Origin of the sequence: Vibrio sp. 10N.261.51.A3 (assembly GCF_041471965.1) — a bacterium.
GTDB lineage: Bacteria > Pseudomonadota > Gammaproteobacteria > Enterobacterales > Vibrionaceae > Vibrio > Vibrio crassostreae_C.
Genome location: NZ_JBFRPK010000077.1, coordinates 50935 through 75902 on the forward strand (window position 1 = coordinate 50935; position 24968 = coordinate 75902).

Annotated in this window: 24 protein-coding genes; 12 read left to right on the forward strand and 12 right to left on the reverse strand. The window is 44.7% G+C overall.

The window, feature by feature from the left end; all coding sequences use genetic code 11:
• Positions 1-30: 30 nt before the first annotated feature.
• From AB4371_RS18025 to AB4371_RS18040, 4 genes are all read right to left on the reverse strand, one after another.
• Positions 31-2262, reverse strand: a complete 2232-nt coding sequence (locus AB4371_RS18025; protein ID WP_372150433.1) for a hypothetical protein — start codon at positions 2260-2262, stop codon at positions 31-33.
• A gap of 431 nt (positions 2263-2693) precedes the next feature.
• On the reverse strand, positions 2694-3032 hold the full coding sequence (locus AB4371_RS18030) for a hypothetical protein (protein ID WP_017060926.1): 339 nt from the start codon (positions 3030-3032) through the stop codon (positions 2694-2696).
• A 199-nt stretch (positions 3033-3231) separates the two neighbouring features.
• Positions 3232-4206, reverse strand: a complete 975-nt coding sequence (locus tag AB4371_RS18035) for a Gfo/Idh/MocA family protein (protein WP_102394247.1) — start codon at positions 4204-4206, stop codon at positions 3232-3234.
• A gap of 3 nt (positions 4207-4209) precedes the next feature.
• Positions 4210-4533 (reverse strand): putative quinol monooxygenase, encoded by a 324-nt coding sequence (locus AB4371_RS18040; RefSeq protein ID WP_102320689.1) that lies wholly within the window; start codon positions 4531-4533, stop codon positions 4210-4212.
• 106 nt (positions 4534-4639) lie between these two features.
• On the opposite strand from AB4371_RS18040, the gene AB4371_RS18045 reads away from it, so the two are divergent.
• Positions 4640-5497, forward strand: coding sequence for a LysR substrate-binding domain-containing protein (locus AB4371_RS18045; RefSeq protein WP_017069718.1), 858 nt, complete (start codon positions 4640-4642; stop codon positions 5495-5497).
• 28 nt (positions 5498-5525) lie between these two features.
• On the opposite strand, the gene AB4371_RS18050 is transcribed toward AB4371_RS18045, so the two are convergent.
• The 3 genes from AB4371_RS18050 to AB4371_RS18060 all read right to left on the reverse strand — a co-directional run bounded on the left by AB4371_RS18050 (position 5526) and on the right by AB4371_RS18060 (position 8394).
• Entirely contained in the window at positions 5526-6734 is a 1209-nt protein-coding gene (locus AB4371_RS18050) for a winged helix-turn-helix domain-containing protein (RefSeq protein WP_372103762.1), read from the reverse strand.
• 34 nt (positions 6735-6768) lie between these two features.
• Positions 6769-7416: a DsbA family oxidoreductase gene (locus AB4371_RS18055; protein WP_017060931.1), complete on the reverse strand. Its 648-nt coding sequence runs from the start codon at positions 7414-7416 to the stop codon at positions 6769-6771.
• A 180-nt stretch (positions 7417-7596) separates the two neighbouring features.
• The gene (locus AB4371_RS18060) at positions 7597-8394 is read right to left on the reverse strand and encodes a Cof-type HAD-IIB family hydrolase (protein WP_372103764.1); all 798 of its coding nucleotides are present in this window, start codon (positions 8392-8394) and stop codon (positions 7597-7599) included.
• Between the two features lie 262 nt (positions 8395-8656).
• On the opposite strand from AB4371_RS18060, the gene AB4371_RS18065 reads away from it, so the two are divergent.
• The 5 genes from AB4371_RS18065 (at position 8657) to arsB (ending at position 12617) form a co-directional block, all read left to right on the forward strand.
• A complete protein-coding gene (locus AB4371_RS18065) occupies positions 8657-9820 on the forward strand; it encodes a glycosyltransferase family 2 protein (protein WP_017064013.1) in 1164 nt (387 codons plus the stop codon).
• Entirely contained in the window at positions 9817-10479 is a 663-nt protein-coding gene (locus AB4371_RS18070) for an START domain-containing protein (RefSeq protein WP_017069715.1), read from the forward strand. The genes AB4371_RS18065 and AB4371_RS18070 overlap by 4 nt, the downstream gene beginning before the upstream one ends.
• Positions 10480-10510: 31 nt before the next feature.
• The gene (locus AB4371_RS18075; protein WP_029235181.1) at positions 10511-10918 is read left to right on the forward strand and encodes a glycine zipper family protein; all 408 of its coding nucleotides are present in this window, start codon (positions 10511-10513) and stop codon (positions 10916-10918) included.
• Positions 10919-11110: 192 nt separating this feature from the next.
• Positions 11111-11452, forward strand: a complete 342-nt coding sequence (locus AB4371_RS18080) for a helix-turn-helix transcriptional regulator (RefSeq protein ID WP_017064015.1) — start codon at positions 11111-11113, stop codon at positions 11450-11452.
• Between the two features lie 109 nt (positions 11453-11561).
• Positions 11562-12617, forward strand: coding sequence for an ACR3 family arsenite efflux transporter (gene arsB / locus AB4371_RS18085; protein ID WP_017065681.1), 1056 nt, complete (start codon positions 11562-11564; stop codon positions 12615-12617).
• Between the two features lie 89 nt (positions 12618-12706).
• Here the strand turns inward: arsB and AB4371_RS18090 are convergent, their stop codons facing one another.
• On the reverse strand, positions 12707-13597 hold the full coding sequence (locus AB4371_RS18090; protein WP_136982432.1) for a LysR family transcriptional regulator: 891 nt from the start codon (positions 13595-13597) through the stop codon (positions 12707-12709).
• A gap of 130 nt (positions 13598-13727) precedes the next feature.
• Here AB4371_RS18090 and AB4371_RS18095 point away from each other — a divergent pair, with 130 nt between their 5' ends.
• The 6 genes from AB4371_RS18095 (at position 13728) to AB4371_RS18120 (ending at position 21053) form a co-directional block, all read left to right on the forward strand.
• Positions 13728-14159 carry a PACE efflux transporter gene (locus tag AB4371_RS18095; protein ID WP_136982433.1) on the forward strand — a complete coding sequence of 144 codons (432 nt, stop codon included), beginning with the start codon at positions 13728-13730 and terminating at the stop codon, positions 14157-14159.
• Between the two features lie 446 nt (positions 14160-14605).
• Positions 14606-15460 carry an MIP/aquaporin family protein gene (locus AB4371_RS18100; protein WP_017069711.1) on the forward strand — a complete coding sequence of 285 codons (855 nt, stop codon included), beginning with the start codon at positions 14606-14608 and terminating at the stop codon, positions 15458-15460.
• A 58-nt stretch (positions 15461-15518) separates the two neighbouring features.
• Entirely contained in the window at positions 15519-17039 is a 1521-nt protein-coding gene (glpK, locus tag AB4371_RS18105) for a glycerol kinase GlpK (RefSeq protein ID WP_008215951.1), read from the forward strand.
• A 260-nt stretch (positions 17040-17299) separates the two neighbouring features.
• On the forward strand, positions 17300-18094 hold the full coding sequence (locus AB4371_RS18110; RefSeq protein WP_372150434.1) for a DeoR/GlpR family transcriptional regulator: 795 nt from the start codon (positions 17300-17302) through the stop codon (positions 18092-18094).
• 287 nt (positions 18095-18381) lie between these two features.
• Positions 18382-19941: a glycerol-3-phosphate dehydrogenase gene (glpD, locus tag AB4371_RS18115; RefSeq protein WP_372150435.1), complete on the forward strand. Its 1560-nt coding sequence runs from the start codon at positions 18382-18384 to the stop codon at positions 19939-19941.
• A gap of 302 nt (positions 19942-20243) precedes the next feature.
• A complete protein-coding gene (locus AB4371_RS18120; RefSeq protein ID WP_372150436.1) occupies positions 20244-21053 on the forward strand; it encodes an SDR family NAD(P)-dependent oxidoreductase in 810 nt (269 codons plus the stop codon).
• Positions 21054-21154: 101 nt separating this feature from the next.
• On the opposite strand, the gene AB4371_RS18125 is transcribed toward AB4371_RS18120, so the two are convergent.
• The 4 genes from AB4371_RS18125 to AB4371_RS18140 all read right to left on the reverse strand — a co-directional run bounded on the left by AB4371_RS18125 (position 21155) and on the right by AB4371_RS18140 (position 24933).
• Positions 21155-22051 carry a LysR family transcriptional regulator gene (locus AB4371_RS18125; RefSeq protein ID WP_102320698.1) on the reverse strand — a complete coding sequence of 299 codons (897 nt, stop codon included), beginning with the start codon at positions 22049-22051 and terminating at the stop codon, positions 21155-21157.
• 194 nt (positions 22052-22245) lie between these two features.
• Entirely contained in the window at positions 22246-22482 is a 237-nt protein-coding gene (locus AB4371_RS18130) for a YdcH family protein (RefSeq protein ID WP_017067743.1), read from the reverse strand.
• Between the two features lie 611 nt (positions 22483-23093).
• Complete coding sequence (locus tag AB4371_RS18135) at positions 23094-23789, reverse strand: aspartate/glutamate racemase family protein (protein ID WP_372150437.1); 696 nt, start codon at positions 23787-23789, stop codon at positions 23094-23096.
• A 160-nt stretch (positions 23790-23949) separates the two neighbouring features.
• Positions 23950-24933, reverse strand: a complete 984-nt coding sequence (locus AB4371_RS18140; protein ID WP_372150438.1) for an HAD family hydrolase — start codon at positions 24931-24933, stop codon at positions 23950-23952.
• Positions 24934-24968: the final 35 nt, after the last annotated feature.

The following is a 24968-nucleotide window of genomic DNA, read 5'->3' on the forward strand; positions in this document are numbered from 1 at the left end:
CTGGTTCGAGAGTACTCACTCACATTGGTTCTAATAAAGTAAGAACAGCCCTTCATAACCGCCAATTTCGATTTCACTCACATAGTCACCAACGTTACCGTTGGCATCAACAGGTTTCATTGGAACATCCAGCGCGATGGTGAGTTTTTCCGCGTCATAAAAGCTCGGATTCTTACCGTGGAAATCCGTGCGATACAACACACGACCATTGCTGAACTCTCTCGCTAACACCATGTCCTCAGGGCCACCAGCAACCACCTGATTTTCAGATTGATACATAAAGTACGTGAACGTCGGTAGAACGTGAGTGATACCATTGGGCAGATCAGCATGCACCATTTCGTTCATCGAGGAATCGCCAACGATGGTGTAGTCAGCAGGCTGAGGTGTCGTTGTCGAAAGCATCAAAGGAATCGGCGCAAAGCCATGTGGGATTTGATGACTCGGCTCTCCCAAGTCAACGGCCAATAACGAACTGGGTTGGTAGGCGATGTTTTTAGGGACACCACTTTGCCAGAAAGTGTCAGCCGTCGTATTGCCACTTCCATAGACGTAACCATTGTTCCACTGATTAAAGTAGCTATGTTGAGCGTGTCGATTGAGGTGGTAGATCGCTAGGGTCGAGTATTGGTCTTGCTTCCAATTATCTTCACTATTTCCAAGATACTGAACTCGCCCATAACGCGTTGTCGCCTGAAAAATAACACTTTGCCCATTGTAGGCGAGCGCAGAATTATCCCAGAATTTTGAGATCCCCGAGTAACCACTAAACCCAGTAGACGGAAAAATGTAGTGCTCGCGTAAATACAGAGATCCCGCCTCGCTAAGATGAGCCTGTCCATTTCGACCCAGCAAGTTCGCGGTTCCGATGTTCAACCCAATCGACGCATCACTTTCTAAAGCAGATAGATTTTTCAGAAACGCTGAAAATTGTTGTTTATAGAGATCATCCGCTTGATTCGAACCCGCAACGGCTCCTAACTCTTGAACATGCCCACCAGAATGAACATAGAACTGGTTCGAACCAATGAGTTTATTTGTGTCGTCGTTGTACGCACCATTCAAACCTTGGCTTGCCCAGCTTTGCTTGTAGTAGCGATGAATAGCAGATAGATAATCCGCGTTTGCGACGTTCGTTAGCGACCAAGATGAGCTAGCGCTCCACATTCGACCAAATGGCACCACTCTTGATTCCCAACGAAAACGCGCTGTTGCGTTCTTATTGGTTCGATTTCGATACTCGCTTGGCGACAAGTAGTTATCGCCATCTAGGTCTGCAGACACATCAAAACCGCGGATTTTTCGCCATTGGCTGATAGCATTGCCGTCCGGCGTTGTAGTCGGAGCGTCGGTTAATTTGACGGTTGGAAAACTGTTTTTCAGTTTTACTTCTTTTAAGCGCGGCCTGTCGTCGGCGTTTTCACTTTGCCAACGAACTCTCACAACGTATAAGCGCCCACCATCTCTCAAAAAGGTGGAGCCAAAATACTGGCCGCCACCATAGCTCGCACCACTGCCATCATGAGTTGTGGCTCTTACCCAATCATTAGGAAGGTTCCAGATCACCGATTGGTTTTTGGTCATGCTGAGCGTTTTGTCTTTCTTTACATCGAGCCTTTCCCACTGTGAAACCCTACCCTGAGAATCAATAGCCGTTGGGTATTCAATCCAAAATTCGCCGCTGCCAGCAAACTGTGAGAACTTAAAGGTCAGCCGTTCGAACTGCTCAGCATGATAGACATACAAAGCCCCACCCTGTTCGAAATTCTCAAACACATCGGCATCCCACGGAGGCTCTTGATACAGCCAAAAACCAGCATGGTCTTCACTGGCTGTATAACCCAAGATCATAGGTTTTCGGTTTAAAAGAGTCTTTTCGCCGTGAGTTTCATCAACTTCGGCAATGACAGTATCTTCAGAAAAGTGCAGGAAATAGTCTTCGAAATTGAGGCCTTCTAACTCAGCTTGGTTACGGAGATCGTTCTCCAACCAACCCGAGTTCATCGCCATGACTTGGTTGTACATATAACCAATTGTCGTGGCCCGCTCATTGTCGGCTTTGTCGGCATAAGCTCCGAACACAATATCACTGTTGGAAATTTCCCAATCAATGACGGCATTCGTAGATAGTGGGGAGCCCAAAAGATCAACACCAACTTCATGTTGCCCTGGCAGCACAACCGCTGTACCAACAGCAAAAGCGTAACCAGCGATTAAACATGACGGTATGAGTGCGAGCAGCCCAGAAATGTAGGTTTTCATGATTCAAATTTCCTAATCGATACTGTCATGCCTTAAATCACAAAACGAAAAGTCAGCCAACTTACGTGTCAATTTAGGAATCAAAATACGAAAAAAGTATCGACTACATGGCTCTATTGTTCAAGTGCTCGTCTGTCTTGTTTCATCGGTGGCAAGTAAAACGAGCAAATGCCGATTCAAAATCAATGCATTAAGGAAAATATAAGTTTTTGTGATTTTAATTTTATTTGGAAACCAAGTATCTCCGGCTAACGAGAAATCAACTCAGATTTTCTCAAAATGAGAATAATACGGTTTGGAAGATGAGAAGTTATCAGAGCCTAGAACTCAGAATAGGACTTGGATTTGCTGTATCGAATCTCAGTTTGAGCGCCACACTATTGAAACTCAATTTGGATAGGCTGTCTAAACAAGAACGATGACAACGCTCCTTAAAGCCTCTTGTTCCACTTCCCTTGATGGTCGCGATCGCAATTTTCTTGCGTATCGTAGCTAACATGCTTATCGATATTCTTCAGTTGAATTCCAACTTGATTGAACGCTTGTTGAATAGCCCCTGAGACACTCTGTTGACCTTCGCCACTTAAGAAGTTCGTTCTATCCTGATTGGTATCGAATACACAGACAATTTTCAAACTTTGCGGAAAAGATGAGAAGTTGACCGAGTGAGTCACCCATAAAAAACCATCGAAGCCTTTCAGCGTGTCTTCACAAACGTCAGTTAACACGTCTCTGATTTGATTCTCGATTTTCTTATCTGATTTACGCATGCGGCAAAGGTCCTATTTAACACCTTAAAAAATAAGGTTTTTCGGTCAGTTTCGTACTACCTGATATTGGACACTGTGGCGGTTTCAAATGCAAAGTATTTATTGGGGAGAGTCGACTGGAAGATATAGAGGAAACGCCTCATGTTTGATAGCTTACGAGGCGATCAAACATGAGACGAGTATAGAATTTACTAAAACATTAGCTCGCCGCTTGTTCCCAATCAGTTAATAACTTCATGATTACGCGAGAGTCTTGGTGGGTTGCCATTGGCGCAGCAAGTTGTGTATCACCTTGCTCAACCGCTTGGCGGATATTGCGCACTTGATAATGGAAACCATCACCTTGCGCTTCGACTTTCACTTCACGTGTCGACGTTTCATAGATCTCTACCGTAAACGTGTTTTCTGCCGTCGGTAGCCATGGATTAGTATCTAGCGTGATACAGCCTTTGCTGCCTAGGATCGTAAAACCATGCTTTAAACCGTGGTCTTCAGCAGTGTGGATTTGTGCGGTAAAACGGTCGTTGAAATGCATCATCGCCGACGATTCACAGATATTGCCATCTTCGCCTCGTCGACCGATTGCTGAGATCTGCACGTCATCGAACACGCTCTCACCAAATTGCTGCTGCGCAACAGAATGAACCAGCGACATTGGATAACAACCTAGGTTGTACAACGCGCCTTTGCTTGCTGGGTTCACGAACTGATCAATCGCCGCAACGTAGGAACCTTGAATTGAGCGCACTTCGCCGATCTCACCAGTTGCCAGTTCTTGATGAAGCTTGGTGATAAGTGGATGGTTTAAATACATCAGACCTTCAGCAAAGAATACGCCCGCTTCTTTCACGGCTTGTAAAGCTTGCTCGGTTTTTTCCATATCAACCGATAACGATTTTTCACACAAGATCGCTTTGCCTTTTTGAGCCGCTTTAATCACATACTCATGATGAACATGGTTTGGCAGAGCAATATAGATAATGTCGACCGACTCATCTTCAATCAAGGCTTCATAGCTGTTGAAGGTTTGTGTTGGTTGGTATTGGGCAGCAAACTCGTTAAGTGTTTTTTCAGTGCGACCAGCAACGGCATACAGCTCGCTTTGAGCATCGCCTTTAATTGCATCCGCCATTACACCTGAGATAAAACTGGTTCCTAGAATTCCCCATTTCATGGCTTAGCTCTCCTGCTCTTGTGCTTTGATAGGCCCACGTTGCGTTTCGAATGCTTGAACCAACTCGGTAATATCACGCTCAATAAACGCTTGGGTATGAGGCATCACAAAGTGCTGATTGATCGCCTCGCGGTTTGCATATTGCTCAAGCAAGATCACACGATCGCTTTGGCTTTGATCATAGGTTGCAATTGCTTGGAGGCAGCCCGGTTCGCTTTGCATGTCTAAACAAAACTGTTCGATAGCTTCGAGCGCAGCTGCTCGTTCTATGTTGGTTTTGATCTTAAGTTCGGCAGTAACAAAGATAGTTTCATTCGTTTGAGGCATTGCACGCTCTTATTTTAGTTAATTATCGGTTTGCCATTAATATAATTAACCCCTAATAATTGATAAACTCACGTTTTGTTTATTGTTTATCAACCAAAAGTGTTCAATGGATAAGTTAACCAGCATGAAAGTCTTCGTCTATGTGGTGGAACAAGGTAGCTTTCGCAGCGCCGCAAACCACTTCAACCTGTCGGCGACCATGATAAGCAAACATGTCCATTCCTTAGAAGCCAGTTTGAAGTCTCAGCTGATCCACCGCACCACGCGTAAGCAATCGTTAACCGATTCAGGACAACTTTACTATCGTGAGTGTAAGCGAATTCTCGAAGACATCAGCAATGCAGAGAACCTGATTCAAACCTTGGAAAATCAACCACAAGGCACGGTAAAAATAAACTGCCCTGTCACCTATGGAAACAAGGTACTCGCCCCTATCGTAGCTAAGTTTCTCGCGCATCACCCAACCATCAACGTTGAGCTGATGTTGAATAATGACCTTGTCGACCCTTATTCATCCGACATTGACCTGATTGTGCGAATTGGCGACCTGTCCGATTCAAGCTTGGTCGCAAGGTATTTAGGGGATTATGAGATGTGTTATTGCGCGGCGCCCGCTTACCTAAACCAACATGCTGAAATCAGAGTATTAGAAGACTTGGCACAACACCCATCGCTTGGATTCAGTTACAGCAGCCAAGCTCCTCACGCCACACCGAATAAAGAACGTGTGCGCTTGATGTCGAATAATGGTGATGTGTTGCGGTATGCCGCCCTGCAGGGTGTGGGCGTGTTGTTGCAACCGACTATCTTAGTCGCAGAAGAGATTGATCGTGGAGCGCTGTTGGAAATCCTACCCGGCATGGCGCCGTTACCAAAGCCGATTCACTTGCTCTACAAAACCAAGCAACTGTCGTTGAAGAACAGAACCTTTGTCGAGTTCTTGTTAGCTGCGTTTGCTGAGTAACTAAGCGCTTTCTAAACAACAAAGACCGCTAGACTGTTTGCCATTGGCTCATCAAGCGCTTGCCAAGATCAGAGGGCGTGGTGTTATGGACGATCATCTCATCACATTGGTTGAACACCATGAAGTGTTTTAGTTCATCGCATAAAGCATGAACCAACAACTCATGGTTTTTAATTCGCTCTTCCACAACCAAGTTACGGATATTGAGCAAACCACTCTTCCTGTCGACCTTGCAATCCATTCGTGCCACCAGCTCACCTTGCCACAGAATCGGTAAGCTAAAATAACCAAACTGACGCTTGGCCTCTGGAACATAGCATTCTAGGAGGTAATCAAAGTTGAACAATGATTGCATTCGCTTTCGTTGAATCAGCAGGTTATCAAACGGAGACAGTATCTTAAGCTTGGTTCTGGAAAGAGGTTGATTCAGCAGTTCAAAAGCACCTGGCAGGACATAGTAATCAGAGCCTTGAATATCTACTTTCAGAACCTGCTTATCTTCAAGCATCTGTTGGAGTGCTCTCTGAATCAAAGGCTTTGTGTTCTTGAGTAGGTAGCTCATTTCCGACGCTATTCCAACTCCGTTAGCCTCTAAGTAACGCTTTATGAGATGCTCGATGTACTCTTGTTCTGTCGGCTCAGAGGTATCAATTCCGCTCGGTAAAACTCGCTCGGTTAGGTCATACACCTTATGAAAGTTAACTCGGCTTGGCACCATTAAGTCGCCTTGCATGAACAATGTTTCTAATGCTTGCTTGGCCGGTTTACCGCCCCAACCGCCGGGGTTTGGCCTATCCCCTTCAAAATCTTTCGCCATCAACGGCCCTTCATTCTCAATACGTTTGAGAACATGAGCCATCAGTGCGTCATCCTTTTTATACCAATGCTTGAGCTTACCGCTCGCAAAGCCATTCTTGCGGTGTAGGCTGAATCGGAAGTCACGCATGGGTAAATACGCGGCGGCATGCGACCAATACTCAAATACTTCTCGACGCTCTAACAGCTTATCAAGATGGTTCAGTTGGTAATCTTGATTGCGATTCCAAAGCGTGTGGTGGTGAGCTCGCTGAATCACAGAGATGGTATCAATTTGCACATAGCCAAGGTTTTCAATCGCAGACAACGTGTTCGCCAAAGCGCCCCCATTGCGTTGCTTTTTAGGTGGCAACTTCTTAGGCGGCAGCTTTTGCGAAAGCAATACCAGTTTTTGCGCTTGAGCGAGTGACAGTGATTCCATGAAATTCAGACTCTAATTGATAGCAATGATCCGTTTATGATTCAGCAATAAGCTCTTGAAGAATCTGCTTGTAGGTTTCTACCGTCTGCGCGCCCGTTACTGCACTCTTACGGTTGAACACCACAGTAGGAACCGCAGAGATCCCCATGCGTTGCCATTCAAACTCTTGCGCTTCAATTTGCTTCAAGTTGTCGGTGTTCTTTAGGCGCTTCAGTGCCTTCGTTGAGTCTAAGCCAACCGCTTCAAGCTCTTGTGCAATGACTTCAAGATCGGACAGGTCTTTTTGCTCTGTGAAGTGAGCAGCAAAGAAGCGTAGCTTTAACTCAGTCTGTTTGCCGTGCGCTAGTGCAAAATCGAGAAGTACATGTAGATGACGTGAATTGACCATTCTCATACTGTCATAGAAATTGAAATCGAAACCAACCGCTTGGCCGCGAGCCGAAAGCTGTTCTCGTGAACGTTGGCTCTCTTCTGCGCTAGAACCGTATTTTCTCATGATATGGGCACGCAGGTTTTCGCCCTCTTGCGGCATGTCAGGGTTAAGCTCAAACGGCTGCCATTCAAGTTCAATCTGGTCTTCTAAACCAAGTTCCGCAACGGCTAGCTCTAAGTTTTTGTAACCGACTACGCACCACGGGCACATTACGTCAGAAATAATATCAAGTTGAAGTTTCTTGCTCATAATCATTCCAAATATCGTTACTAAGGCGTATCCAATTCAAAGTGAATACCCATCTTTCTGGTTAGACTACAATAAGCTGAACACTCGTTCAAATTTAACTCAATACAACAGCAGCCAACAAAAAAGCCAACTCATTTTCACGAGTTGGCTTTGATAAAAATCGAATCTAGCTTAAGAGCGTTACGCTAGCAACTTCTCAAGTACTTGGAACACACCCGCGTCAACGTTACTTGGCGCGCCAAAACGCGCGATCTCTTTTAACTTTGGATGCGCGTTTTCCATCGCGTAAGAGTGGTAGCTCTCTTTAAGCATTTCCAAGTCATTTAGGTAATCACCAAAGCTCATGGTCTGCTCGTAAGTGAAACCTAATGTGTTCTGTAGATGTTTAATCGCCGCACCTTTTGACGCTTCAGCGTTCATCACATCTAACCAAATTTTTGCGCTTACAACCACTTGGTAGTTCTCACCGAATTTGGCATCAATAGTTGGGTTCACTTTCTCTTGTGAACCGTCGAAGTGACAGATAGCCACCTTGATGAAATCGTCTTCTACCGCCAGTAAGTCTTCTACTTGCTCACGGCGATGGTAGTACTTAGAGATCTCAGCTAAAGCACGCTCATCTTTGGTTTCGATGTATGCAGACTTCTTACCACATAGCACCACATGCGCGCCTTCAATCGCGCGAGCTTCTTTAATGATCTCTTTGATGGCATCAGTATCAAGTAAGCAGCTGTAAAGCTCTTGGCCTTTATGCATCACCAATGTGCCGTTTTCAGCAACGAACATCATGCGATCTTTTAGCGGGGCAAAGGTTTCCATCAAGCTGTAGTACTGACGACCCGATGCCGCAGCAAAAATAATGTCTTGAGCTTCTAAGCGCTCGTAAAGGTTGAAAAATTCTGGGTCTAACTTTCCGTGTTCATCGAGTAAGGTGCCATCCATATCAGTCGCGATAAATTTGATGTTTTGTTGGGGCATGTCGGGCGTACCTATTATTGGATTATGATCATTCGTTATCTTGAGTAACGGTTCTGGGTTCGATTATATCGCTAGAGTCGCTGGTGAATACAATGCTTATTTTACCGCCTGTCAGTCACTGTTTCACATCTTTCCAAGGCAAACGCTAACAGAAGCGCATTCCAGTTTGAAGGGTTAAGTCCTACATACAAGATGTGCGCTAGGTCACACTCCACTATATTCTTTCCTGTCTCTCCATCACTTTATTCCGACCACAGTCATTATGATTTTAGCTATTATTACGACCTTGCTTTGCATCGTTACCGTCAAGTTTCTAATCACACTTGCGAACTTAGAGCGCCATCGTATTCACATTGAACCTAAAATATCGTTCAAAAGAACTGAGTGGCCGACTGTTTCCGTCATTATTCCTGCGCGAAATGAAGAAGACAATATTGAAATCAGCCTTGGCTCTCTATTGAAGCAGAGCTACCCAAAAGACAAGTTTGAAGTCATTGTTGTTGATGACTTTTCTACTGACTCAACCCGTGCAAAAGTAGAAGCATTGATCAGTAAGTTCGACGTTAACGCGCGCTGTATTTCAGGTAGAACGTTACCGACCGGATGGCTTGGTAAGAGCAATGCATGTATGGCTGGCGCACTCAACGCGAGCGGTGAATATGTGTATTTCATTGATGCAGATACCGATTCAGCACCCGCGATGCTACAGAGCGTTATCGACTTTGCTATCCAACAAAAAACTGATCTCTTATCGTTTAATCCAAAACAAACTTTTGCGTCTGTGGCAGAAAAAGCGACCTTGCCGGGCATCTTTCTATCGATCGCATCTTATATGAACTTTAAAAACTCGAACGACATGACTAAGGAAGAAGCGATTGCTAACGGTCAGGCGATGTTGTTTACCCGAAAATCCTACGACGCAGTCGGTGGACACGCCGCAGTAGCAAACGCGATATCGGAAGACATCGCCTTTGCAAAAGTCATGAAGGTCAATGGATTTAAGATTTTCTGGGCATTTGCAGACAAACTAATGAGTACGCACATGTATTCAGACTTCAACTCAATCTGGGCTGGCTTTTCCAAAAACATGAATCTTATTGTGAATTGTCAATCGCAAGCACAAGCTTTAAAAGTCTTCATCAAAGCCAACATCATCGCATGGGCGGGACCGCTTTTGATGCTTGTATCGGCGAACGCCTTCATCAGTGACATGTCTGCCATTCATGCTTATTCGCTCATTGTCAGCTCTGTGATGCTCTTGGTGTCGATCGTCACCTACTTCATTTTGGTTAAGGAACTGTTTGTTCCCGCAAAATTTGCGTTAACCGTACCCTTCGGTATTTGTGTTCAAAGCCTACTCGTGCTGAACAGTTACCGCTTATCTAAAACCAATAAAATCAGCTGGAAAGGGCGCTCATTAACATGATGAATAAGATTATTACTTTGCTTCTTCTTGCTTGTTCAGTTTCGGTGTTTGCATCAGACACCGATGGCTGGTCACTGGCACGCGATAAAAAAGGCATCGAGGTTTATAACCGTAAAATTGAAGGCAGTCACTTTAAAGAATTTCGAGCAGAAGGCGACATCAACGCGTCCCTCACTTCTATTATCGCACTCTTTATCGATACCTCTGTTGGCACGCAATGGGTAGAAAACATCGATGACATGGAAGAAATAGAGCATTTTAGTGCGGCGCACACGATCACCAAAACCTATACCAAGGCACCTTGGCCAGTTGCCGATCGTGAAGCTATCGTAGAGAACGTCATCACTCAAGATCCAGAGACGATGGTTGTCACCATTGGTCAGCATGGTAGGCCTGATTACCTGCCAAACAATAATAAAAAAATCATCAGAGTGGCTGAATTAGAGGCGAGTTGGATCCTGACACCAATCGACGAAAACACCACCCATATCTCTTATCGAGTATTGAGTGATCCAGGTGGCGATATTCCGTATTGGCTCATTAACATGGTGGCCGTTTCTCAGCCTTACAACACGCTTCGCGGGTTATCTAAGATGTTGGATTCTGGTGAGTACACCGATCGTCGCCTTGATTTCATCGAGAACTACACGTCACTTTAACAATGCAATGAATACTCTAGAGGTCTATATTGTGAAATTTCCATTCTCTCCAATCGCAGCGATATTGCTTGTAGCATCAAGTTCAGTATTTGCTAATCAAATTATTGTCGATACTAAAGGTGTTGATGAAACACAGTATCACGCCGATCTGTATGAATGTGAGCAATACGCTCAACAAGTGAAGCCTGAAGAGGTCGATTCTCTTGGCAGCGATATTGTCGGTTCAACCGCTAAGGGTGCAGCGCTGGGTGCGGTTGGTGGAGCCGTCTCTGGCGGGAGTGGTCATGATGGTGCAAAAATTGGTGCTGGCATCGGTATTATCAGCGGCGCTTTAAAGCACGGTGCTCAAAAAAGACAATCCGCCGAGCTATCTGAGCAGCAGAAGTTTCAAGTGAATCGTAACTGTATGATCAACCGAGGCTATACCGTTCTTAACTAGCGGATAACCGAGCAAAATGGCGTTTAATCGATGTTCACGCCATTTTGCGTAGCTGAGTCAAAGCAGAGTTCAACCATAGTCCCTGAATCGCCACCTTAAAGTTCGTTCAAATAGACAGTGAGCATTGACCCCTATTTAAAATAGGCTTATCATTAATCGTCTTTTAACGATTAATGAAAGTGAGACGTCAATATGAACTCAACTTGCTCGACATCTGGTGGCTGTTCTCTGCCCATCGAACACGGTGATGCTAAAGCAGAAAAGCAAATGGCCGCACTGGCGAAAGCACTCGCTCACCCAGCAAGAATACGTATATTGAGTATCCTCTCCACGTTAGAAAAATCGGGCGGCTGCTTGAACAGTGATCTAGTGAGTGAATTGGGTTTAGCTCAATCAACGGTATCAGAGCACTTAAGAATATTGAAAGCCTCAGGTTTTATTACGGCTGAGTCGATTCCTCCGAAGATGTGTTACCGCATCGACCGCGACAATATTCAACGCTTCGAATCGATATTTAACAGCATTTTAAAATAGAAGTTCACGCTTGAATGATCGGCTTTGATAGCCTTTACTTTTAAGCGTGTTTTTTTGCCACAACCAATCGTTTTTCGACGATTTACGATGTCAACTAAGAGAGATTATCATGAAACCAAAGTTAGGTTTTCTAGATCGCTACTTAACACTGTGGATTTTTATTGCCATGGGCCTTGGTGTACTACTCGGCACCCTATTCCCACAGATCGAACAGTGGAACGATTCAATGTCTGTTGGCACCACTAACATTCCGCTTGCGATTGGCCTTATCTTAATGATGTACCCACCTCTGGCTAAGGTTAACTACAACCTGCTAGGCACTGTGGTAAAAGATAAGAAAGCCATTAAGCTCTCTTTGATCATGAACTGGATCGTTGGTCCAATTCTGATGTTTGTATTGGCACTAACTTTCTTGGGAGACCACCCAGGTTACATGGTTGGGGTGATTCTGATTGGTCTTGCTCGTTGTGTGGCGATGGTTCTGGTTTGGAACGACATCGGCGGCGGTAACAAAGAGTACGGCGCGGCATTGGTTGCTCTAAACAGTGCATTCCAAGTGGTGAGCTACAGCTTTATGGCGTGGTTGTTCATCAGCGTTCTTCCACCAGTATTTGGTTACGAAGGCATGTTGGTTGATATCTCGATGATCGACATTGCACACAGTGTACTTATCTACCTAGGTATCCCATTCCTAGCGGGCTTCCTAAGCCGTAAGATCCTTGTGTCGATGAAAGGCGAGCAGTGGTACAACGACGTATTTATTCCACGCATCTCTCCAATCACACTGATTGCACTACTGGCAACTATCGTTCTGATGTTCAGCCTGAAAGGTGAAATGATTGTTGAACTGCCAATGGACGTTCTATTAATTGCGGTTCCACTGACTATCTACTTCACTGCGATGTTCTTCATCAGTTTCTTCATCGGTAAAAAGATGGGCATCGAGTACGACAAGAACGCATCAATTGCATTTACAGCAACAGGTAACAACTTCGAGCTAGCGATTGCCGTGGCTATCTCAGTATTCGGTATCAACTCAGACCAAGCGTTTGCAGGCGTTATCGGTCCACTGATTGAAGTCCCTGTGCTGATTTACCTTGTGAACGTGGCGCTTAAGATGAAAGACAAGTACTACAACGGTCAGACGGTTAAACCTAGCGTATAGCATCTACGTCTACACCTAGAACTAGAACTAACAAAAAGCAGCATCACTTTGAACAGAAAGGCTCACACGTTAAACGGTGAGCCTTTTCTTTATTCAGTTTCGTCTAATAGGCCTTTCAATGCTTGTTCAAGCCAAAGTAATGCAGGACCTTTTGAGCGTGTTTTAGACAGAACAAGATCAACCGGAGGCGACCAAGTTTTATGGTCAAATGACACATTCACCTCTACCAAGCGCTGTTTAATAAGCTCTTCTTCAACAAGGTGTTTCGGTAAGTATGCCCAACCGATATCGCTACCAAGAATCATCTCTTTAATGACGATAAAGCTGTTTGACCACCATACCTTTCCGGCAATCAGCGGAAACTGATCCATCACCTGACCTTTGTCTCCCCTCAACATTAACTGACGATGCGGGAGTAAGTCAGAGAGTTTCACCACACCTGTTTTTGCGAGCGCATGACTTGGATGACACACAGCAATAAACGGTAAGTGACCGATAAAGCAAGGCTCAGAACCGACATCAAAAGCCAAGTTAGTAAACATTAATCCAATGTCGGCCCTCTCTTCGATAATTAACGGATTGACCTCTGTCGTGGTACACGCAACCAGTTCCACTTCAGTCGCAGGGAATTGTTGACTGAACTGACTAAGGATCTTAGATAGATTCGGGACCAATAGTGAATCATCTAATGCAATTTTGATGAGCCCCTCCTCACCACTGCCCATCGCACTAACCGTCACATTCAGATCTTCAACCTGAAGCACGATCGCTTTCACCTGTTTAAATAACTGCTCGCCCGCTTTGGTTAGTGAAGGCTTTCGAGTCGAACGATCAAAAAGCTCAACATTAAAATCTATTTCAAGATTACTGATGCCTTGGCTCACCGCCGACTGCACCTTCCCCAAATGACGAGCACTGGCAGAAAATGACCCTAATTCAACGGCATACACAAACATTTTCAGTTGTTCAATGTTGTACATTCGGTGTCTCCCAAAACTTACTATCACTATATGTGATGCTAACTATCTTTATATTATCACTTAAGTAGATATTATTTAGCCAAGTCATTAGCCCATCGGCGGCTATTTAATCGTAAAGAGAGTTAGAAAAATGTCACATAAAGAACGCATGTTGCACATGGTGCTATTTGAATTGGTTGCTTTGGTTTTGATGGCAGGGCTTGGAACCTATATTACAGGAAACGGCGCAGGTGAAATGGCAGGCTTAGCGCTCGCAATATCATTGATAGCGATGGCTTGGAACTACGTTTACAACTATGGCTACGACAAAATTTACGGAGCAGACCGAAGCAAAAGAACCAAGAAAACACGTGTTCTGCACGGATTAGGTTTTGAGCTTGGCTTAATGACAGTGACTCTACCTGTCTTGATGTGGGTTCTACAACTCGATTTCCTAACCGTACTGATCATGGACATCGGCCTAGTTATTTTCTTCGTACTTTACGCGATAGCGTTCAACTGGGCGTATGACTCGGTTCGATATCAATTGGTTGCGAAAGGAAAAGTGGCAGCTCTGGTTTAGAGCGGTAAGTTCGTCTCGTATAACAAGAACATACACCCAAATGAAAACTGCCAAACTACAAAATAGTTGGCAGTTTATTCATTTATGCATATAAGCTCATTTGTTAACTCCCTTGTTACATAGCAAAAACATCACACAGCCCTCCCTAATTAAGTCTAATAATCCGCCACTCACGAAGTAGCATCACAAATCCAAACATAAACTCCTCGTACCAGTTGCGCATTCATTTACATATAGGTAGTTTGAGCGGCTTCGCAACCTCAATTCGAGCAATGACGTTCATGCGAGCATCTTTTTCGAGCAAAAGTGTTCGGATTAACATTTCAAGTGACTTTAATTAACAATTTTATGCTCAAACGCTCACTTTTGATGTTCGTTTATTTTCGAGTTCGCAAATATATGCACAATACACGTGCTAGATAAGCAAAACTAAAAAGGACTCGAACATGACAACAAACAAACACCCTTCTTTATTTGGGCAATGCTTGGCTGAATTTATCGGCACAGGATTACTCATATTCTTCGGCGTTGGCTGTGTGGCAGCACTGGTACTAACTGGTGCGACATTCGGACAATGGGAAATCAGCATCATCTGGGGCTTCGGTGTTGCGATTGCAATTTACTGTACTGCCGGCGTTTCAGGCGCACACATCAACCCAGCCGTAACGATTGCACTGGCCATGTTCCATGGCTTTGATAAAGCGAAAGTGGTGCCTTACATCATTTCGCAACTGCTTGGCGCTTTCTGCTCTGCAGCATTGGTTTACAGCCTGTACAGCAACCTATTTACTGACTACGAAATCGCACATAACTTCGTTCGTAGCAGCCAAGACGCACTATCAACTGCTGGTATCTTCTCGACTTACCCACATGCTTCACTTTCTTTCTTCGGCGCTTTTGCTGTGGAATTCGTGATTACTGCAGTGTTGATGTTTGCCATTTTAGCGTTAGGTGATGAGAACAACGGCGCATCTCGCGGTGCAATGAACCCTCTACTGATCGGTATTCTTATCGCGGTTATCGGTGGTTCTTTAGGTCCACTAACTGGCTTTGCTATGAACCCTGCACGTGACTTCGGACCAAAACTTTTCGCTTACTTTGCAGGTTGGGATTTTGCATTGACTGGTGCTCGTGATATTCCTTACTTCATCGTTCCAATTCTTGCTCCTATCGCTGGTGCGTGTTTTGGTGGCTGGTTGTACCCACGTGTTATTGGTGCTCACCTACCAGTGGAAGGCCATGGCTGCACAATTCCAAACCAATGTGAAACAGAAGAAGAAGCTGAACAAGCTCAAGCTTAACCCCAAGCGACCTTACATTTACTAAAATATAAATAACGGAACAAAAAGGATTCTTACCATGACCGAGCAAAAATACATTGTTGCCCTAGACCAAGGCACTACAAGCTCTCGCGCTGTAATCCTCGATCACGATGCAAACATCGTAAGCTCTTCTCAACGAGAATTTACTCAAATTTATCCAAAGGCTGGCTGGGTTGAGCATGATCCAATGGAAATCTGGGCGACTCAAAGCTCTACATTGGTTGAAGCGCTGGCTAAAGCAGGCATCCGCAGCGATGAGCTAGCGGGCATTGGTATCACTAACCAACGTGAAACCACCATTGTTTGGAACAAAGAGACAGGTAAGCCGGTTTATAACGCCATCGTATGGCAATGTCGTCGTACTGCAGAAATTTGTGAAGAACTTAAAGAACGTGGCCTAGAAGACTACGTGCGTGACAATACAGGTTTAGTCCTTGACCCGTATTTCTCAGGTACAAAAGTAAAATGGATTCTAGACAACGTTGAAGGCGCTCGCGAAGACGCTGAAGCAGGTAAGCTACTGTTCGGTACGGTTGATACTTGGTTGGTTTGGAAGATGACTCAAGGCCGTGTACACGTTACGGATTACACTAACGCATCACGTACTATGTTGTTTAACATCAACGACCTATGCTGGGACAGCAAGCTACTAGACGAGATGGGTATTCCAGCATCAATGATGCCTGAAGTGAAACGCTCTTCTGAAGTTTACGGCCAAACGAACCTTGGTGGTAAAGGCGGTACTCGTATTCCAATCGCTGGTATTGCGGGTGACCAACAAGCAGCGCTTTACGGTCAAATGTGTGTTGAAGCTGGTCAAGCGAAAAACACATACGGCACGGGCTGTTTCCTACTGATGAACACAGGCCAAGAGAAAGTAACATCGAAGAACGGCCTATTAACGACATTAGCATGTGGTCCTACAGGCGAACCAGCTTATGCACTTGAAGGTGCGGTATTCATGGGTGGCGCATCTATCCAATGGTTACGTGATGAAATGAAGCTACTGGCTGGCGCAGAAGACTCTGAGTACTTCGCAACTAAAGTAGATACGTCAAACGGTGTTTACGTTGTTCCAGCCTTTACTGGTCTGGGCGCACCATACTGGGATGCTTACGCTCGCGGTACGATTGTTGGCTTAACACGTGGCGTTAACTCTAACCACATCATCCGTGCAACACTGGAAGGTATTGCTTACCAAACGCGTGACGTATTGGATGCGATGCAAGCGGACTCTGGCATCAAGCTAGCAAACCTACGTGTTGATGGTGGTGCAGTAGCGAACAACTTCCTAATGCAATTCCAATCAGACGTACTAGATACAGAAGTTCACCGTCCTGAAGTAACTGAAGTAACGGCTCTGGGTGCAGCATACCTTGCTGGTCTAGCAGTTGGTTTCTGGGACAGCATCGATGAGCTTCAAGACAAAGCAGTACTAGACCGTACGTTCTTGCCACACCACGATGAAGAAAAGCGTAACCGCCGTTACAAAGGTTGGAAGCGTGCTATCAAGTGTGCACAAGTTTGGTCTGAACTGCACGATGACGACGAAGAGTAAAATCGAGCGTTCGAATAATCACTCTCTTATCGATTGAATTGTTCGTTCCTCAGTAAACGAAACTAAAAAGAGCACTATTTTGTGCTCTTTTTTGCGTTTGGAGCCAATTTTTCATGTTTTGATCAACGTTTTTGCGGTTTGGACATAATTCCTTACCATCATTACTTCTCTCTCCTCATCAATTCGAGCACAATAGCGCGAGTTAATATTTTCGATTGTGACGCGCTAGAACCCATAGCGTGCAGGGAGTGGTAAGTTAAGTGAAGCAGATACCAAGACACCAGCAGATTGTAGACCTGGTAAAAACACAAGGATATGTGAGCACAGAAGAGCTCGTTGAAAAATTCGATGTCAGCCCACAAACCATCAGACGAGACCTCAATGAGCTGGCTGATAGCAACAAAATCCGTCGTTATCACGGTGGTGCAACCATTCCTCTTAGCTCAGAAAACACCTCTTACAACACGCGTAAAGCGCTTAACTTCAATGAAAAAGATGTGATTGCCGACGAGCTGGTAAAACACATTCCAGATGGTGCAACCTTGTTCGTTGATATCGGCACCACACCAGAATCCGTGGCACGCGTGCTGAACAAAAACCACAAACAACTCAGAGTCGTGACTAACAACATCAACGTTGCCAGTATCCTGCTACCAAACCCAGAGATAAAAGTTATCTTGGCAGGTGGCGAGGTAAGAAACCGTGATGGCGGTATCGTGGGTGAAGCAACACTCGATTTCGTGAAGCAGTTCCGCCTCGACTTCGGTATTCTAGGGATCAGCGGTATCGACTTTGACGGCTCACTGCTTGATTTTGACTACCATGAAGTTCGAGTGAAGCAAGCCATCATCGAAAACAGCCGCAGCATCTTCCTGGCAGTCGACCACAGTAAGTTTGGTCGTAACGCAATGGTTAAGCTGGGTAACATCTCTCAAGCACACATGGTGTTCACCAATAAACAGCCACCAGAAGAGATCCTGAACATCCTTAAAGATTCAGATATTCCATTAGAAGTTATCGAGACCGCGTCTCAACCACTAGCGTCGGACGAATAAAAAAACGCTCAGAAATCATGTTCATTAAAAGAGCCCATTATTGGTAGATCACTTTATCGATAATGGGCTTTTTTGTTACTTAGAAAGTCGCACTTCAACATGAACAGTATCACTTCTATGCTCGAATGAGAGTTATTTGGAACCTTCGCTGTCATAAGCGAAGGTTTTTTATGCGCAAATCACATAAAACGCGCATAAACGAAAATAATAAATGACCGCAAACGAAAGTTCATATAGGATTCAATTATGTTCTAAAATGCTCGTTCGCTCAGAAAGAGGTCAAAACCATGAGTGCTCAACAAAATAATTCAAACAACAGTACATCTTCCACTTTAGACTTGATCGTGATTGGCGGCGGCATCAATGGTGCAGGCATCGCGGCAGATGCAGCAGGTCGTGGTCTAAACGTTGGCTTATACGAAGCAAATGATTTCGCGTCTGCGACGTCTTCTACTAGCTCAAAGCTTATCCACGGTGGCCTACGCTACCTTGAACATTACGAATTTCGTTTGGTTTCGGAAGCACTCGCTGAACGTGAAGTCTTGTTAAGAAAAGCGCCTCACGTTGCTCAGCCAATGCGTTTCCGTTTACCTCATCGACCATTTTTACGCCCAGCTTGGATGATTCGCTGTGGCCTATTCCTTTACGATAACTTGGGTAAGCGCACCACTCTTCCTGGAAGTAAGACAGTCAACCTAGCGAAATCGGGCCTACTGAAACCAGAAATGAAGACAGGCTTCGAATACTCAGATTGCTGGGTTGATGATGCTCGTATGGTATTGCTCAACGTGTTGGCAGCAAAAGAAAACAACGCAGAAGTACGTAACTACTGCCGTGTTGAAAAAGCGCACCGTGAAGGCGGTATTTGGCATGTGACGATCCTTAATGTGATGACAAACCAACGCTTTGAACGCAAAGCAAAAGCGCTGGTTAACGCAGCTGGTCCTTGGGTTAAACAGTTCTTTGATGATGGATTAGAGCAGGCTTCGCCTCGTAATATTCGTCTGATCAAAGGATCACACATTGTTGTGCCACGCATTCATGACGAACCACAAGCGTACATTCTGCAAAACAAAGACAATCGCATTGTGTTCATGATCCCTTACCTAGATAAATTCTCGATCATCGGTACTACCGACCTTGAATACAAAGGCGACCCACGTAACGTCGCAATTGATGATGTCGAAGTAGATTACTTGATTGATATCGTTAACCAGCACTTTGTTAAACAGCTTGGCCGTGAAGACGTGGTTTGGACATACAGTGGCGTAAGACCGCTTTGTGACGACGAATCGGATTCACCACAAGCGATCACTCGTGACTACACATTGGAATTGGACGCAGAACTGGATCAAGCACCACTGCTTTCGATCTTCGGCGGCAAACTAACCACTTACCGTAAGCTCGGCGAAGCGGCACTTAAAAAGTTAGAACCACACCTAACCAACATGGGTGCACCATGGACAGCAAACGATACGCTTCCCGGTGGTAACTTTAGTTGCAGCAGAGAGCAACTTGCGAAGATGATCCACACTAAATACCCTTGGGCATCTGAAGCGTTGTTACTTCGCTACGTGACTCAATTTGGTACTTACACGTGGAAGCTACTGGAAGGCGCAAATAGCGAAGCTGACCTTGGCATCCAATTCTCAAGCGAAGCGCATGGCGTTTATCAAGTTGAAATCGATTACTTGATCAATGAAGAGATGGCGATGACTGACGAAGATATCTTGTGGCGCAGAACCAAACTTGGCCTGTACATGAGCGAATCCGAGCAGCAAGCGGTGACGGATTACCTGAAAGAGAAGCTACAAAGCAAGGTTGTAAGCTTTTCTCAAGTAGGCTAACCCCACTAGCCTAAACATGGTTCAAGAACATACTTAACAACGAAGCTTAGCGTCCCCCGCGCTAAGCTTTTTTATTGCCTGCTATTCCGGCCTAAGAACTCGATCAGATAAATCTCTCTATTGATCGTCTCCTTCGCACGGGCTGAGGCTTTGTTCACTCCCCCATTTTCAACAAAAACTAAATAGTGTTTTATTAATCAGCTTGATTATCAACTTTATAAAAGATTGCTATTCTTTACCTCAACGAAACGACACATTTAGAAACGCTCACTATGTCAGCGCTTTAATAAGGAATCTATTCCATGCAAAAAGTTATTCTGATCACAGGCTCTACCGATGGTATCGGCTTCGAAACGGCAAAAGTACTTGTTCAACAAGGTCACCACGTTTTATTGCATGGACGTAACCCAAGCAAGCTCAAATACGTAGAGAAGCAACTTGTGGCTATCTCTGCTGAAGCGAAAATTCAAAGTTACGTGGCAGACTTGTCTGCTCTGGCCGATGTGGATGCGTTGGCTGACAAAGTAATTGCTGAGCACGATAAGATTGATGTACTGATTAACAACGCAGGTGTGTTCAACACTCCGAACCCAATCACTAAAGACAGTTTAGATGTTCGTTTTGTTGTGAATACTATTTCACCATACCACCTGACTAAACGTCTGCTACCTGTACTCGATGCATCTAGCCGAGTAGTGAACCTATCTTCAGCGGCGCAAGCAGCAGTGAACATCGAAGCGCTAGAAGGTAAAAAACCGCTTTCTGATGGCGACGCTTACGCACAAAGCAAGCTTGCGATCACCATGTGGACTCGCGAGATGGCAAAAGAGTTAGGTTCTACAGGGCCAATGGTGGTTGCTGTCAACCCAGCTTCGTTACTAGGCAGCAAGATGGTGAAAGACGCTTATGGCATTGCAGGCGGCGACCTAAGCATCGGTTCTGATATTCTGGTTCGCGCATCATTGTCTGATGAGTTCGCACAAGCAGGCGGTCAATACTTTGATAACGACAACAACACGTTTGCTAACCCGCACCCAGATGCGATTTACGGCGATAAGTCACAACAAGTTGTCGCTAAAATTGAAGAGATCATCAAAGCAACGCTTTCTTAATGACAGCTATGCTCAAGTGATTTTCTGATTCCAAGAAAAAGCCCTACGTGACTAACGCATAACTTAGTCACGTAGGGCTTTTTCGTTAAATCTATCTGATTCTACTTTTGTTCCCAATACGGTGGATTACCATAATATTCAGAGAAGTAGTCAATGAAGGCTCTCACCTTTGGTGCAAGTAACCTTGTGCTTGGGTACACAGCCCAAATTGCAGGCTCTGATGTTAATGGGTAATCTTCTAATATTTGAACCAGCTGACCGCTTTTCAGTTGTTCATAGGCACACCAATTCGATGTCACCGTGATCCCCATACCACCTGAGGCTGCGTCACGCAGTGCTTCCCCGTTATCTGCCCTGAACGACCCAGATGCCTTAATCGTCTTAGGCCCGCTTTCAGTATTGAAGGTCCAGTTTTCTAAACCAATTAAGCTAATACATTGATGATCGTTAAGATCTCGAGGTTTGGCTGGCTTACCATATTTGATTAAGTAATCAGGCGATGCACACACAATACGCTTGTCTGTCGCAAGTTTTCGGGCAATCAGTGTCGAGTCTTTCAGCTCCGAGATACGAATCGCGATATCAAAGCCACCCTCAACAACATCCACCATCGAATCTGATAGCCTGAGATCGACTTTTAACCCAGAGTAGCGCTCTAAGAATCCAGGTAAGGCAGGAACAAGATGCAAACGTCCAAAAGACGCAGATGCGGTAACTCGCAACGTTCCGGTTGGAGAATCACAACCCACACCGACCGCCGATTTGGCAGCATCCACGCTCGATAACACTTCTTCAGCATGAGGTAAGAATGCTTCCCCCTCTTCGGTTAAAGAGACCTTACGAGTGGTTCGGTGGACCAAGCGAACGCCTAAATTGTCTTCCAGTTTACTGATGTGCGAGCTTGCAACAGCAGGAGACAAACCAAGCTCTTGCCCAGCCATGCTGATGTTATGTGTGGAAGCTAAACGAACAAACAATTTGAGGTGTTCAATATTCATGAGATTACCAATAAAATCTTAAAAATCGCGTGCCAGTAACCCTCATTATGCGTCATTCACATAATAATACAACGTATTAACTCAGTTGAATTGTGAAGAAGTGATTGAGCCAAAACGAAAAAAAACTCCCGAAGGAGTTTTTTTGTCTAAGTCTGCAATTCGCCATTTAGCTAGTCAGCAAAATTACCAACTCACTAGCCAGTTAAACGTGCATGCAGTGCATCTTTCAGTACAGAACGATCATGTTTCAGTTGGTGCATCGAGCCGTCATCAATGGGTGAATCTTTCAGCTCAAGCTTACGAATCTCTTTATCAAGGTTGTCGTACGTCTTCATGTCTGCTGCAAAGCCATCGTCAGTTTTAACAAGCTCAGCAATTTTATCTTTCATTTCAGGAAATTCGTGAACAAGAGAATGATTTTCACCTAGCATAGAAACCTCTTAAGTTGAGTAAAGTGATTGGTATTACGCATTCATTATTAACCTTAGCAAGGGAGTCAAATAACAAATGAGATCCAGTACACAGCATAGAATATAGACAATTCAGATTCACAAATTTACAACATAAATCGGCAGGGATGCGTTGTTTTACATAGAAGAAAGCCTCACGTAATCGCAAGGCTTTGTAGAAGTGAGTTCTTTATAAGAACAGTGACAGAAATGATAATAACAGCAGCTAAAAAGTATTTTCAAAAAAGGATTAGCTGCTACAACCACCAGAATGAACTCGATTCATTTGATCATGTGAAGACGTGTCAGAGCCTGTCGATTGGCATCCTGCCACGAACAATAGCGTTACAGATAAGATAAGCCATTTCATAATAAATCCTCTTTCGGTCATGACTAAAGCATAGTGCTTAAAAGCGCGGATACCTCAATCATTAACTAAAACCTTACCTACCGATAAGGCCTTGGTTAATGAACAAAGCATCGCTTCTTTAACTAACGACCTGCTTTTGTACAAAAAACTTTCACTTCAACGAATGAAAATCGTACAAGAGCGAAAATAGGACAGCTATGGAACTAAGAATAAGAACTAGAAGTTAGTCACTCGTCGCCAAACGCACCGCGGCTTCTGCATGAATGGCTGTAGTATCAAACAGGGGCACATCGGTATGTTGTTGCTGAATCAGTAAGGCGATCTCAGTACAGCCTAGAATGACGGCCTCTGATCCTTGCTGGCTTAGCCTCTCAATGATCTGATTATAGATAGCGCGAGACTCTTCTTTTACTTCGCCTCGGCACAGCTCTTGGTAAATGATGTTGTGGACTTTCTCTCTGTCATCCTTGGCAGGAATCACAACATCGATACCGAATTTATCGATTAAACGCCCTTTGTAAAAATCTTGTTCCATCGTGAAAGCGGTGCCGAGTAACCCGACTTTCTTCACTCCTTGTTCCAGCAGTTTCTGCGCTGTGGTATCAGCGATGTGCAAGATAGGAATCGTGACCTTCTCTTCGATCTCAGGAACGACCTTATGCATGGTATTGGTACAAATCAGAATGAAATCAGCCCCGCCCTTCTCTACCGATAAAGCCGCGTCCGATAAGATATCCGCCGTCTCAGCCCAGCGACCTTGATGTTGAAGCTTTTCTATCTCATCGAAGTTCACGCTGTACATACAAACCTTTGCAGAATTGAGCCCGCCGAGTGTGGCTTTAACGCCCTCGTTGATGGATTTGTAGTAGCTCACTGTCGACTCCCAACTCATACCGCCGAGCAAACCGATCGTTTTCATTTTTCTATTCCTTTAATTTCTGACTATCCCGATTAAAGCGTCATGCGTTAAAAATTTATAGTACGATCTTGCTGAAAATGAGACGAAGTCTTCGCTATTTAGCAAAAGGCTCGAATGAACCATCCGAGCCTTTGCTGTTTTGTCCGAATGTTTGTGTGGGTTAATACACCTCACACCAATCGGATTTCATGTCGATTAACGTCCAATCATCTCTGGAGTTCGCTTCGTCGAGTGCTTTATCAAGCTTACCCACATGGGACTCACGATCATACTTCCACTCGCGCTCGGCATCGGTGTGATGAACAATCATCGCCATTGAGTTTGGTTGACTGGTTGCCCACTGCATCATCGCTTGATCGCCGTCTGAGTTACCTACTGTTAGAATCGGCTTCTTACCGATAATATGCTGAATATTGCTGACCTTTCCGGCTTTGTCATCAATGGTCAAAATGGACGAATCTTTGGTAACGGTCGGATTACCGTCGTTGTAGCTGTAGTTGTATTTAAGCGCACTACCGATGATTTGCTCTGTAGGAATATTGTAAGCTTGTGGAGCCCACGCCCTCATGAAGTCAACGCCTCCGCCCGACACAATATAAGTCTTAAAGTCATGATCTTGCAGGTAAGTCAGCATCTCTTTCATTGGCTGATAAGTAAGGTCTGTGTAGGCTTTGTTGAAGCGTTTATCTTTTGTTACCGTCAGCCATTGCTCAACGTCTTGCTGGTATTGCTCAACAGTCATACCAGAATGTGTCGCCATGATGATTTTCAATAGCCCTTCTTCACCGCTGCCCAGAACGCTCTCAATATCATCTTCGAGTACAAACTTAAACGGTGCTTCGGTTTTCCATTCAGGGTGATCAGGCGCCATCTCTTTTACACGATCTAGTGCAAAGGCTAATTGGAAGTAATAAGGCTTTTCCGACCAAAGCGTACCGTCGTTATCGAACACGGCAATGCGATCTTCAATTGCCACGAACGTATCAGACTCAGCTTTAGTGGCTTGCCCAACAAAGTCGACGATAGCGGATTTGCTCTCGCTGTCCTTCCAAGAAGGCAGCAAGTTGGGATCACAATCTTTAGCAAAAGATGAGAAAGAGAGACTGGATAAGATCGCGACAGATAAGAGGGTTATTTTCATCATAGCAACTACCATGTTGTTGAATTAATTGTAGGGTT